Consider the following 12,671-nt stretch of genomic DNA (forward strand, 5'->3'; position numbering starts at 1 on the left):
GCGGCCACGCACCTGCCGATCATGGCTCGTACCGTTGCTGCTGAATGACCGCTTCGCGGCTGGCCAGGGCGTGCAGATACCTGAAGCGCTCCTGCGATCCCTTCCTGTATCCGCCCAGCTCCGCCGCCTGGGCGGGGGTCAGTGTGAACCTGACATAGCCCTTGTCCGACAGGCACGCCTCGACATGGTCGACGAGGAGCCGCTGCAGGGCCTTCACCTTCGGCTCAGGCCGGCTCTTCAGGCCGTTGAGCGCATAGTCGCGCGCCAATTTTTCCACCGGGTCTTCCCGGGTCAGGGACGGCGGCAGGGACCGTCCGATGTCGATGTCGGTATCCTGGCGGTCCAGCCCCAAGACCACCGCGTCGAACTCGCTTCGCCCCTTCATCGAGGTGGAGGCGCCCCGCGCGCCACACTCGATCGAGTCTTTCCGGTAGTCGTCGAACGAGACGTCGGACTTGCCCCACGACACGACCGGCGCCGGCTTCACGCTCGCAGCGCCTGCTGGGCCGCACAAGATAGCTGCCAGGACGGTCGCGAGGCAGACGGCGGAGTTTCGCATGGCCACACGTTCGCAGGAGGACAAGGGCGGGCGGGTAAGGCTTGCCCAGGGGGAGTGTTAGGATAAATCCTCACAACGTAAAGATGCAATCAGCGGCGCGCGACCTGGACCACGGCGCTTCACACCGGGGAGACCGCCGTCTACCGGCTGGCCGCCCGCAGCACTTCGCCCGCCAGGCCCGGCAGCGGGACCACCCGGTCGACGCAACCCAGGGCGATGGCTTCCTTGGGCATGCCGAACACCACGGAGGTGGCTTCGTCCTGGGCCAGGGTGAAAGCTCCGGCCTGCTTCATCTCGGACAGGCCACGCGCGCCGTCGTCGCCCATGCCGGTCATGATCACGCCCACCGCGTTCGAGCCGGCCGAGCGGGTGGCCGAGCGGAACAGGACGTCCACGGACGGACGATGTCGCGACACCAGCGGGCCGTCCTTGACCGACACGTAGTAGCGGGCCCCGCTGCGCTCCAGCAGGGTGTGCCGGTTGCCTGGCGCGATCAGCACCCGGCCGCGCCGCACGGTGTCGCCGTCCTCGGCCTCCTTGACCTCGACGGCGCACAGGCTGTCCAGCCGACGGGCGAACGAGGCTGTGAATTTCTCGGGCATGTGCTGGACGATGACCATGCCGGGCGAGTCCGGCGGCAGGCCTTCCAGCAAAACGCGCAACGCCTCGGTGCCGCCGGTCGAGGCCCCAATGCAGACCACGCTCTCCGTCGTGCGGGCCATGGCCCGCCCCCCGGTCGGCGGCGGCAGCATGGCGTCGGCGGTCAGCTTCTTCTCGGGCTCGTGGCCTAGGCGGGTGAACTGCGGGACCGCACGATTGACGCCGGCCAGCCTGGCGCCGGCCGCCGCCTTGACCGCGTCGCAAATGCGGATCTTCGATTCCAGCAGATGGTCGGCCACCCCGACCTTGGGCTTGAGGATGATGTCGACCGCCCCGGCCTCCAACGCCTGCAGCAGGGTCTCCGAGCCCGCCTCGGTCAGGGACGAGCACATCACCACCGGAATCGGCTTCTGCGCCATCAGCTTGCGCAGGAAGGTGATGCCGTCCATGCGCGGCATCTCGACGTCCAGGGTGATGACGTCGGGGATCTCCTCGGCGATGCGCCGGGCGGCGACGAAGGGGTCGGACGCGACGCCCAGCACCTCGATCTGCGGATCGGACTCCAGGATCGAACTCAGGGTCTGACGCACCGTGGCCGAGTCGTCGATGATCAGGACACGGATCTTGCGGACCACGGACATCAGCTATCGCTTCTGGAAGACCGTATTGGCGATCTGGACGACGGGCAGGTCGATGCCGACGATCGACTCCGAGTGGCCCAGGAACAGATACCCGCCAGGCGCCAGATGGTTGCACAACCGGCTCAAAACCTTGGCCTGGGTGGCCTTGTCGAAATAGATCAGGATGTTGCGGCAGAAGATGATGTCGAGGCCGGTCTCGATCGGATAGGCCTCGTCCATCAGGTTCAGGCGGCCGAAGGCCAGCTTGGACCGCAGGTGCGGCTTGATCCGCACCTCGTTGCGCGACGCATCGCGCGCCCGCATCAGGTAGCGCTGGCGGCGGGCCATCGAGACCGGCTCGATCATCTGCTCGGAGAACCGGCCGGCGATCGCCTGGCCCAGCACCTCGGTGCAGATGTCGGTGCAGAGGATCGAATAGTCCATCCTCCGCTGCCTCTGGCAGAACTCGTCCAGGATCATGGCCAGGGTGTAGGGCTCGGCGCCGGTCGAGCAGGCCGAACTCCAGATCCTGATCTCCGTCTTGCCCTTGGCGGCCAGCGCGGGCAGCCCCTTGGCCACCAGGAAGTCGAAATGGGCCGGCTCGCGGAAGAACTCGGTCTTGTTGGTGGTCACCGCGTCGATCAGGTGGATGACCTCGGCCTCCATCCCGTTCTCGTCGAACAGGTAGCGGCAATAGGCGTTGACGTCGTCGATGCGCGTCGCCCGCATCCGGCGGCGCAGGCGGCCCTCCAGCATGGTGCGCTTGTTGGCCGGCATCTTGATGCCGCTGTAGTCGTGGATGAACGTCGCCAGGCGCTGGAAATTGCGGGCGCTCAGCTGTTCGATCTCCGGGGCTTGCAGCACGGCGGCGGCTTGTCTCGACACGGGCGTCTCCGTTCGCGGTGTTCGGGCGGCGGCTCGGGCCGCCGGCGCAATCCTAGGCGGCCAGGCTGAGAGCGGCCGCGTCCTGGCTGGTCAGCAGGCGTCCCAGGTCGAAGATGACCACGAAGCCGCTGCCGCCGGACGAGGGCTCACGACGCACCACGCCCTGGATGTACTCCGAACGCCACGGCACCCCGATGTCGGGCGCGCCTTCGATCTGGCTCTCCGAGAAGGCCACGACCTCGATCACCCGGTCGGCGACCAGGCCCAGCGACAGCACGCGGTCGTCCACCGGCACGTCCAGCACCAGGATGCGGGTGGCGCCGGTCGGCTCGACGCGCGGCAGGCCCAGCTTCAGGCGCAGGTCGAGGGTCGGCGTGCCGCGGCCGCGCACGTCGGTCAGACCCATCAAGTAGTCGGGCCCCTCGGGGATCGCGAACGGCGGCTGGTAGTCGAGGATCTCGCGCACATGGCTCACCGACACCGCGAAGACCTCGGCGCCCAGACCCAGCGTGACGAACTGGCGATCGGCGGGACCGGCCATCAGGCGTATTCCCGGAAGTCGGCGTCGTCGGCGTCGGGACCGCCGCTGGTCAGGTCCAGGGCGAAGCCGCCGGCCCGGGCCTGCTGGGCGGCGACCGTCTGGCGCGGCGCCGAGACGGCGGACTTTCGGGCCGCGGATGTCGCGGGGCGCTTGGCGACGGCGGGGCGTGCAGCCGGACGACGCGGCGCCGCGCCGCTGGCGTTGGTGCGGAAATAGGCGATCGAGGCCTGCAGCTCCTCGGCCTGGGCGGCCAGTTCCTCGGAGGTGGCCGACATCTCTTCGGAGGCCGAGGCGTTCTGCTGGGTCACCTTGTCGAGCTGCTGGATGGCCTCGTTGATCTGGGACGCCCCGATGTCCTGCTCGCGGCAGGCGGCGCTGATCTCGGCGACCAGCTCGGCGGTCTTGCGGATGTTGGGCACCAGGGTGGTCAGCATCTCGCCGGCCGACTGGGCGGCCTTCACCGTGTCGGAAGACACCGCGCCGATCTCGGTGGCCGCGGTCTGGGACCGCTCGGCCAGCTTGCGCACTTCGGAGGCGACAACCGCGAAGCCGCGGCCATGTTCGCCCGCCCGGGCGGCTTCGACCGCCGCGTTGAGGGCCAGCAGGTCGGTCTGGCGGGCGATCTCCTGCACGATGGTGATCTTCTCGGCGATCGTCCGCATGGCCTCGACGGCGCGGCTGACGGCCTCGCCGCTGACTTCTGCGTCCTTGGCCGACTGACGGGCGATCTTCTCGGTCTGGGCGGCGTTGTCGGCGTTCTGCTTGATGTTGGCGGCCATCTCCTCCATCGAGGCCGAAGCCTCCTCGGCCGACGAAGCCTGCTCGGTGGCGCCTTGCGACACCTGCTCGGAGGCCGCCGACAGCTCCTGGCTGCCCGCCGAAACATTGTCCGAGGCCGAGATCGCGTCCGAGACCACGCCGCGAAGGCGCTCGATCATCACGTTCACATGGCCCAGCAGGTCGCCGATCTCATCCTTGGTGGTGACATCGACCGTCTTGGTCAGGTCGCCGTCGGCCACCGCGCGCACGGCTTCCGAAGCGCGGTTGAGACCCTTGCCGACCGCCATGGAGATGTAGAGCGCGGCGCCGGCGGCGATCAGCAGCGAGACCACCGTCAGGGCGACCAGGCTGTTGCGCACGGAGGCGAAATCTTCGTCGGCCTTGTCGGTGGCCGCCTGCAGCTGGGCCTGGGAGAGCTCGACCAGTTCATGGACCTGGTCCGCCGCTTCGGTGACCGCCTTGCGCCCGTCGCCCATCGAAATGGCGGCGGCGGCGGCGTCATTGTCGGCGATGGCCAGGGCGTAGACGCGTTCGTGGGCGGCGATCAGCCGCTCCCAGGCGTCGCCCAGGGCCTGCCACTTGGGCTTGCCCTCGGCGGTCGCCAAGCCCTCGGCCTTGGTCAGCAGGGCTTCGAAGGCGCGCTTCTCCTTCTCGATCGAGGCCTCGAAGGTCTTCACCTCCTCAGGGCTGTCGACCAGGACCATGTTCTTTTCGGCCCGCACCACATTGAGCAAGTGGATGTTCAGCTGCTGGGCGGCCTGCAGGCGCACGGCCGGGCCGTCGACCATCGCATTCATGTCGCGATTGGTGCTCGACAGGCTGTTGATCCCGAACAGGGTCGCGGCCAGCAGCAGGGCGATGATCAGGCCAAAGGCGAGGCCGAGCTGCAATTTGATTGTAAGGCGCATGGTCTTGTCCTTGGGACGGATCAGTATTCGGTGAAGTCGCGGTCGTCGGCGTCGGGACCGCCCTGGCTCAGGTCGAGGGCGAAGCCCTGGGCCCGGGCCTGCTGCGCCGCGACGGCTCGGGCGGGGGCCTTGCGCGGCGCGGCCTTGGCGCCGCGGGCCGGCAGGCGCACGACGGGGGCCGGCTTGCGCGACGCCTGGGCGACGTTCGACAGGCGGAAATAGGCGATCGAAGCCTGCAGCTCCTCGGCCTGGGCGGCCAGTTCCTCGGAGGTGGCCGACATCTCTTCGGAGGCCGAGGCGTTCTGCTGGGTCACCTTGTCGAGCTGCTGGATGGCCTCGTTGATCTGGGACGCCCCGATGTCCTGCTCGCGGCAGGCGGCGCTGATCTCGGCGACCAGCTCGGCGGTCTTGCGGATGTTGGGCACCAGGGTGGTCAGCATCTCGCCGGCCGACTGGGCGGCCTTCACCGTGTCGGAAGACACCGCGCCGATCTCGGTGGCCGCGGTCTGGGACCGCTCGGCCAGCTTGCGCACTTCGGAGGCGACGACCGCGAAGCCGCGGCCGTGCTCGCCCGCCCGGGCGGCTTCGACCGCCGCGTTGAGGGCCAGCAGGTCGGTCTGGCGGGCGATCTCCTGCACGATGGCGATCTTCTCGGCGATCGTCCGCATGGCGTCGACGGCGCGGTTGACCGCTGCGCCCGACACCTCTGCCTCCTGGGCCGACTGGCGGGCGATCTTCTCGGTCTGGGCGGCGTTGTCGGCGTTCTGCTTGATGTTGGCGGCCATCTCCTCCATCGAGGCCGAGGCCTCCTCCGCCGACGAAGCCTGCTCGGTGGCGCCCTGGGACACCTGCTCGGAGGCCGCCGACAGCTCCTGGCTGCCCGCCGAAACATTGTCCGAGGCTGAGATCGCGTCCGAGACCACGCCGCGCAGGCGCTCGACCATCCTCTGCAGGGCGACGCCCAGGATGTCCTTGTCGGACAGGGGCTTGGTCTCGACCGTCAGGTCGCCGTCGGCCACCTTGTCGGCGATGGCGGCGGTGGCCCGCAGGTTCTCGGTCATCTGGTTGACCGTCTCGACCAGGTCCTTGATCTCGTCATTGGTCGTCACCTGGACCTTCTGGTCCAGGTCGCCCAGCGCCACGGCGTCGGCCAGGGCGGCGATCTTCGACAGGCCCCGGCCGATCGACAGGGCGATCCAGGCCGCCGCCGAGACGGCGACCAGCAGCGAGACCGCCACCAGGCCGATCATCAGGTTGCGGGCCCTGACGTAGGCCTCGCCGGCCGCGTCCTCGGTCGCCTTAAGAAGTCCCTGGTTCACCGCCACCAGGTCGTCGACCTTGTCGGTGATGCGATTGGTGATCGTTCGTTGCGAGGTCTGCATCTCGCGGATCGCGTTGGCGCGCTGGTGGGCCAGCAACTCTCGCCGCATCGTCGTGTCGGACGCGGCGTAGGTTTCCCAGTCGGCCTGAAGGGCGGTCCACTTAGCCTTGGTTTCGGGATTGGCCGCGGTGGCGACGCCGCCGGCCACCAGCTCCTGAAAGACCTGCCGCTGCTTGTCGGCGCTGGCGTTCTGGCCTTCCAGCTCCTCCTCGTCGTCGGCCAGCGCCATGTTCTTCTGAGCGCGGCTGATCTGCAGGAGGCTGATGCTCAGCGACTGGGCGCGTTGCAACTGGGACATCGGCCCGGCGATCATGGCGCTCTGGTCGGCGTTCAGCCTGTTCAGCTCGCTGATCCCGAGCAGGGCCGCGCCCGTCATCAGGACGATCAACAGTCCGAACGCCGCGATCAGTTTGGCTTTGATGGTGAAACGCACTGGAGGACCCCGTTCGTTCAGGACTGAATTGAGTGAAGGCTGGTCACAGACGCGCCGGTCCGGCCGCGCGCGGCGAAAATCTGCTCAAGATCGGGAATGACGATCACGTCGCCGTCCCGGCGCGCCAGCAGGCGGATGAAGTCGGACCGCCAGCGAAGGCCGACGCGCGGAACCTCCTCGGTGACGGCGCGGTCGATCGTGGTCACCTCATGGACCTTGTCGGCCCGCAGGCCGATCAGGGTTGGCTCGCCGTCCAGGTCGTGCTCGATGACCACGATCCGGCTATCGATCGTGGGCTCGGCGGCGTCCATGTCGAAGGCCAGGCGCAGATCGACCAGGGGGATCACCCGGCCGCGGAAATTGATCACGGCGCCGACGAACGGCGGCGCGCCCGGCACGCCGGTCTCCGGCAGCAGGTCCAGGACCTCCCGGACCAGGCTGGCCTCGAGGGCGAAGGTTTCGCCGCGCAGATCGAAGGTCAGGGCCTCGATGGCCTGGGTCGACGGTTCGGCGGTCATGTCGGGGCCCTTCATCAGCTGGCGGCGCGCAGCTGCGCGTCGTGGCCCTGGCCGGCGGCCACCAGGTGGGCGATGTCGAGGATCAGGGCCACGCCGCCGTCGCCCAGGATGGTCGCCCCCGAGAAGGCGCCGACCTCGGCATGGAAGGCTGACAGGGCCTTGATGACGGTCTGGTGGTCGCCCAGGATCTGGTCGACGACCAGGCCGACGCGTTCCTGGCCTGTGGAAACCACGACGATCTTCTGGTGGGGATCCGGCTCCAGGCCGGTGGCGAACATCTGGCGCAGGCGGATGAACGGCACCAGCTGGTCGCGCAACGTGATCAGGTTGCGGCCGGTGGAACGGACGTCCTGCTCGACCGACAACTCGACGCACTCCTCGACCGAGGCCAGCGGGATGACGTAGCGCCCCGTCCCCACCCGCACCAGCAGGCCGTCGATGATCGCCAGGGTCAGCGGGATGCGCAGCGAGACCACCGAGCCCTGGCCCGGCGTGCTGGTCAGCTCGATCGAACCGCGCAAGCCCTCGATCGTGCGCTTGACCACGTCCATGCCGACGCCGCGCCCCGACAGGCTGGTGATCGCCGCCGCGGTCGAGAAGCCCGGCGCGAAGATCAGCTGCAGCAGCTCGTTGTCGCTCAGCGCCTGGCCGGGCTGGATCAGGCCGTTCTCCTCGGCCTTGGCGCGAACGCGAGCGCGGTCGACGCCGCGGCCGTCGTCGGTGATGGTGATCACCACCTCGGCCCCGGACTGGCGGGCGGCCAGCACCACCTGCCCGGTCTCGGGCTTGCCGGCGGCCAGGCGCTGTTCGGGAGTCTCCAGGCCATGGTCGGCGGCGTTGCGGATCAGGTGGATCAGCGGATCGGCCAGGCGCTCGATCACCGTCTTGTCCAGCTCGGTGGCCTCGCCCTCGGTCGACAGCTCGATGGCCTTGCCGGTGTCGCGGGCCAGGTCATGGATCAGGCGACGGAAGCGGCCGAACAGCTGGGCGATCGGCACCATGCGCACGACCATCATGGTGTCGCGCATCTCCGAGGCCAGGCGCTCGATCTCTTCGGCCACGGCGCGCAGGGCGATGTCGCTGCTGGAGGCGGCCAGCTGCTTGAGACGGGATTGGGCGATGACCAGCTCGCCCACCCGGTCCATCATCTCGTCCAGGCGTTCGGCCGGGACGCGCACGGTGTCGCCGCCGACCTTGGCCCCGCGGCCTTCGCCGACGGTCTCGGCCTGGATCGCGACGACCTGAGGCGCGCCGGGAGCCTCGGCCACTTCCGCGATGGTTTCGAGCTCGGCGGGAGCGGCGTTCATGTCCTGGATGTCCAGGGTCATGTCGTCGATCACGAAGATGAAGACGTCCTCGATGGCGTCGCGGCCGTGCCGAGTGGTCAGGGTCACGTCCCAGGCCAGGTGGCATTCGGTCGGGACCAGCACGTCGAAGTCGGGCGCCGCGTCGGTGAGGGCGACCACCGTGCATTCACCCAGCTCGCGCAGTTCGTCCAGCAGGGGCAGCGGCCGGGTTCCGTTGACCAGCGCATCGGCCGGCAGGCTGAAGCGGACCCGCCAGCGGTTCAGGCCGGGCTCGGAAGAAATCTCGGCGGACGTCGGGCGGCCCGCGGCCTCGACCACGCGATGCAGGTCGGCCAGCAGCAATTCGCCGTCTGCGTCCGACGCGGGGCGACCCTCGGCCAGGGCCCGCATGTGGTCCTGGGCGGCCAGGACGGCGCCGACCAGTTCGGGCGTGGCGGCGACCTCGCCCTTGCGGACGCGGTCGAAGGCGGTTTCGCAGTGATGGGTGAAGGCGGCCAGGGCGTCGAAGCCGAACATGGCCCCCGACCCCTTCAGGGTATGGAGGCCGCGGAACACCGCGTCCACCAGATCACGATCCCCCGGACGATGGGCCAGGTCGAGCAGGCCCTGCTCGATCTCTTCCAGCAGGTCCTGGGCTTCCTGGCGGAAGGTCTCGATGGGATCGAGGCCGCTCACTTGGCCAGGACCTTCTTGACCACCCGGATCAGCTGCTCAGGGTCGAAGGGTTTGGTCAGCCAGCCGGTCGCGCCGGCGGCCTTGGCCTGGGCCTTGATCTCGGCGTCGGATTCGGTGGTCAGGAACAGGATCGGCACGCCGGCCCCGGCCGGACGCTGGCGCAGCGCGCGGATCATCGCCAAGCCGTCCATGACCGGCATGTTCAGGTCGGTGACGATCAGGTCGAAGCCGCCCGCGCTGCCCTTGTCCAGCCCGTCCTGGCCGTTGACCGCCTCGGTGACGGCGTAGCCTTCGCCGCTCAGGGCGATCCTGATCGCCTGCCGGATGCTGGCGGAATCGTCCACGGTGAGGATCGAGGTCATTGGGCGGTCCCTTGAAGCCAGAACTTGGCGCGCTCGGAGGTCTCGTCGTCATCGAGGAAGCCGCCGCGGCGCAGCACTTCCAGTACCGCGCCGCCCGCCGGATGACGCAACCTGAAGTCACGCCCAGTCCCGGCCGCCTTGCGGCGCGCGGATTCGATGAGTTGGATGAACGTCAGGTCGGTCTCGTCCACCGAGACGATATCGACAACGACCGGACCACCCTCACGCAAAGCCGCGTCAAGATCGTCGCGAGCCGCGCCGATATTTGAGATCGTCACCTCTCCGGCGAACGAAATCGTATTTTTACCTGGACTCAACAATAACGTCGGCCCCCGCCGCGCGCAGGTACCAGCGTTATCTGGCACCACTACTTATCATAACTTGCGATGCGCGCCTTAAATTAGCGTAAACCTGACAACCTCAAGGGGAGCGGCAAACTGTCGCAAAGCGTGTGCGCTCGAGTTTGGTCGCGCAGCGACTGCGGCGGGGTTGATTGCAGGGCGCCGGTCGGGCGGAACACAGGGTCCCGCCCTCGGGGTGAACGGAGCGGCGTAATGCGCGCTTAGGCCTCGTCGTCGGTGTTGGCCATGGCCTTGGCCAGCGCGACCAGGCGACGCCGCAGGTTGGGGTTCATCGCCTTGAACGCGACGACCAGATCCTGCGAGCCGCTTTCCCCGAGAAAGTCGATCAGGCCGCCGGCGGGGGTGTCGCCGCTGATCCCAGGATGATCCAGGCCCTCGAAGAAATCGGCCAGCGGCGTGTTCAGCTTCAGGGCGATCTCGTAGAGCTTGGACGAGCTGACGCGGTTGGCGCCCCGCTCGTATTTCTGGATCTGCTGGAAGGTGATGCCCAACGCCTCGGCCAGCTCGGTCTGCGACATGCCCAGGGCCTTGCGCTTGGCCCGGATAAGGGCCCCGACGTGCCTGTCCACATGATGCGGTTCGGAAACGGACGTGACTTCCATGGTCTTCACCTTCCCTAAAACTCTTGACGCCAAAGCCTCCAGACAAGCGCCACTGTCGCCCATTATAAAGCCAAGGTTGCGGCTTGGTTGCAGGCGGATCGTCGCAGGCGAGCGACGCCTGGATGTCGGCGATTCAGGGTTTCGAAGGCGGCCTTTACGGGAGTCGTCACCCGGTGCTGGCCACGACCTAGCGTGGGCGCTTTTCGCCGTCGGCCGCCCAGTAGCGGGCCATGCGGGCCTTGACCGCGGCCGGCGGCGGCTCGGTCCAGCCGGCGGCGCGCGCAGCGGCCGGCGGCCAGGCGCCCGCCAGGACCAGGCGGCGAATCTCGCGCGCCTCCAGCGCGCCCGGGAAGCGCCATCCGGCCTTCTCCAGGACCGGCACGACGCGCTGACGCGCCGCCTGCTCCTCGGGCTCGCCCGGACGCATCGGCCCATCGACCACCGCCCCTACGGTCTCGCCGTTGGCGCCGACGCTCCAGGGATTGGCGCCCCGCTGCAGCAGGAACTCCGCGATGCGGTAGTTTTGCTGCTCGACCGCCAGGCGCAGCGGCGTCGCGCCGCTGGCGTCATGCTCCTCGACCGCCGCGCCATGGGCGACCAGCAGCCGCACCGCCCCCAGGGAGTTCAGCCCGATCGCCGCCTTCAGCGGCCAGTAGGCGCCGTCGGCCCGCCGGCCAGTCCCGGCGCCGGCCTTCAGAAGCCGATCAGCGAACCAGGGGTCCGTCGCCCGCAGGGCCAGGCTGAGCGGGATGGCGTCCGCCGCGCCGTCGGGCGACGCGCCCAGGGCCAGCAGGCGCTCGACCATCGGCTTGTCGCAGCGCGCGATCGCCAGGCTCAGCAGGTCGCCGTTCGGACCGCCGCGCGTGGCGACCAGTCCCTTGTCGGCGGCCAAACGGCGCTCGACGCCGGCGACGTCGCCGTCCAGCACGGCGGACATCACCTCTCGCCCGGCCTGACCCTGGTCGGCCGCCGCCAGCGCCTGGCGGGGATCGGGCAGGGCCGTGCCGCTCACGAAACACGCCGCCCCAGCCGGATCCGCCATCACCATCGTCGCCATCAGGACGGCGAGCCTCAAGAGCATGAGAAAGGCCTCATCGGCCTACTGGACCGCCGCGCGATAGGCGGCGTCAAGGCTGGAGATCAGCCAGGCGCGGCCATGCAGGTCGCCCAGCGAGGCGTCGTCGCCCGATTGCCCCTCGGGCCCGACCGGCCGCAACCGGTGGCGGTCGCCATAGGCGGCCGGCGCGTCGGCCAGCAGCGCGCCGAGAACCCCGCCGCCCAGACCGCCGAACAGCCCGCCCAGCCCCGCGCCGATCCAGCGGTCGCCGCCGTCCTGCACCCGGCTCAGCGGATCACCGTCCAGATAGTAGGCGTCGACATGCGGGGCGGTTGCGCCATTCGCCCGCGCCGCCTCAAGGGTGTCGGCGCTGAGGCCGGCGGCGTTGAACGTGTCGGCCTCCAGGCCGGACGCCACCGCCGCGGCCGAGGCCAGGCCGCCGCCCAGGGAGTGGCCGGTCAGGGTGACGTCCTCGCCCGCCGTGCGCAGGCGCTCGCCGATGACCAGGGCCTTGTCGTAGTGGCCGGAGTCCAGGCCAAGCCCCTGCTGGAAATTGTTGCGCCAGTCCTCGGCGGTGGCCGAGCCTCGGAACGCGACCACGTAGCCGCCGTCCGCGTTGGCGTAGACCCGGGCCCGGAAGCTGGAGCCCGGCTCCTCCAGGTCGGTGGCGTCCAGCCCCAGCCGCGCCAGATCGTCCTCGCCCGCCACGCGCCAGCCGGCGGGCGGGTTGGGCGTGTCGTTGTAGACGTCATTGGCCAGGGCCAGGTGCACCTTGGCCCGGGCCAGCTCCTCGGCCTGGCCGCCGGGGTTGGCCGCGACCGCGGCGCTGGCCTGAGCCTTGCCGACCGCCGCCACGCTGATCGGCGCCCTGGCGGTCGGGGCCGCCCAATCGGCGGCGACAGCCGCGTCGACGGACATCGCGACGACCTGCGGCTCGCGCGCCGCGCCGATCGCCGTCGTTGATCCGCTCTCAATGCGCATGACGCCTCCCTGGATCGGCAGGAACTGTCGGGATCGTTGCATGCTGGAGGCGGCGAGGGCGAACGCCTAGCTAGGGTCTTCCCTAGTTATGCGGGGCGGC

At 69.3% G+C, this 12,671-nt stretch carries 13 protein-coding genes; all 13 read right to left on the reverse strand.

All coding sequences use genetic code 11. The features are described from left to right. Nucleotides 1-19: 19 nt before the first annotated feature. The 13 genes from EV278_RS06150 to EV278_RS06210 all read right to left on the reverse strand — a co-directional run bounded on the left by EV278_RS06150 (nt 20) and on the right by EV278_RS06210 (nt 12,571). Nucleotides 20-487, reverse strand: coding sequence for a hypothetical protein (locus tag EV278_RS06150; RefSeq protein WP_132088103.1), 468 nt, complete (start codon nt 485-487; stop codon nt 20-22). 212 nt (nt 488-699) lie between these two features. Next, complete coding sequence (locus EV278_RS06155) at nt 700-1,800, reverse strand: chemotaxis response regulator protein-glutamate methylesterase (RefSeq protein ID WP_207905441.1); 1,101 nt, start codon at nt 1,798-1,800, stop codon at nt 700-702. Nucleotides 1,801-1,803: 3 nt separating this feature from the next. Continuing rightward, a complete protein-coding gene (locus tag EV278_RS06160; RefSeq protein WP_132088106.1) occupies nt 1,804-2,664 on the reverse strand; it encodes a CheR family methyltransferase in 861 nt (286 codons plus the stop codon). 52 nt (nt 2,665-2,716) lie between these two features. After that, nucleotides 2,717-3,205, reverse strand: a complete 489-nt coding sequence (locus EV278_RS06165) for a chemotaxis protein CheW (protein ID WP_132088109.1) — start codon at nt 3,203-3,205, stop codon at nt 2,717-2,719. After that, on the reverse strand, nt 3,205-4,893 hold the full coding sequence (locus EV278_RS06170) for a methyl-accepting chemotaxis protein (protein WP_132088112.1): 1,689 nt from the start codon (nt 4,891-4,893) through the stop codon (nt 3,205-3,207). The genes EV278_RS06165 and EV278_RS06170 overlap by 1 nt, the downstream gene beginning before the upstream one ends. Before the next feature lie 20 nt (nt 4,894-4,913). Next, complete coding sequence (locus EV278_RS06175; protein WP_132088115.1) at nt 4,914-6,707, reverse strand: methyl-accepting chemotaxis protein; 1,794 nt, start codon at nt 6,705-6,707, stop codon at nt 4,914-4,916. Between the two features lie 17 nt (nt 6,708-6,724). Next, nucleotides 6,725-7,225 carry a chemotaxis protein CheW gene (locus EV278_RS06180; protein WP_243692104.1) on the reverse strand — a complete coding sequence of 167 codons (501 nt, stop codon included), beginning with the start codon at nt 7,223-7,225 and terminating at the stop codon, nt 6,725-6,727. A 14-nt stretch (nt 7,226-7,239) separates the two neighbouring features. Next, nucleotides 7,240-9,207, reverse strand: a complete 1,968-nt coding sequence (locus EV278_RS06185; protein WP_132088121.1) for a chemotaxis protein CheA — start codon at nt 9,205-9,207, stop codon at nt 7,240-7,242. Continuing rightward, a complete protein-coding gene (locus EV278_RS06190; protein ID WP_057185093.1) occupies nt 9,204-9,569 on the reverse strand; it encodes a response regulator in 366 nt (121 codons plus the stop codon). Before EV278_RS06190 ends, EV278_RS06185 begins: the two co-directional genes overlap by 4 nt. Next, entirely contained in the window at nt 9,566-9,934 is a 369-nt protein-coding gene (locus tag EV278_RS06195; RefSeq protein WP_165916539.1) for an STAS domain-containing protein, read from the reverse strand. Before EV278_RS06195 ends, EV278_RS06190 begins: the two co-directional genes overlap by 4 nt. 197 nt (nt 9,935-10,131) lie before the next feature. Further along, a complete protein-coding gene (locus EV278_RS06200; RefSeq protein ID WP_132088127.1) occupies nt 10,132-10,533 on the reverse strand; it encodes a helix-turn-helix domain-containing protein in 402 nt (133 codons plus the stop codon). Nucleotides 10,534-10,720: 187 nt separating this feature from the next. Continuing rightward, a complete protein-coding gene (locus tag EV278_RS06205) occupies nt 10,721-11,614 on the reverse strand; it encodes an ankyrin repeat domain-containing protein (protein WP_132088130.1) in 894 nt (297 codons plus the stop codon). An 18-nt stretch (nt 11,615-11,632) separates the two neighbouring features. Then, nucleotides 11,633-12,571 carry an Mbeg1-like protein gene (locus EV278_RS06210; protein WP_132088131.1) on the reverse strand — a complete coding sequence of 313 codons (939 nt, stop codon included), beginning with the start codon at nt 12,569-12,571 and terminating at the stop codon, nt 11,633-11,635. Nucleotides 12,572-12,671 lie beyond the last annotated feature (100 nt).

The organism is Caulobacter sp. BK020, assembly GCF_004342605.1.
Classification (GTDB): Bacteria; Pseudomonadota; Alphaproteobacteria; order Caulobacterales; family Caulobacteraceae; genus Caulobacter.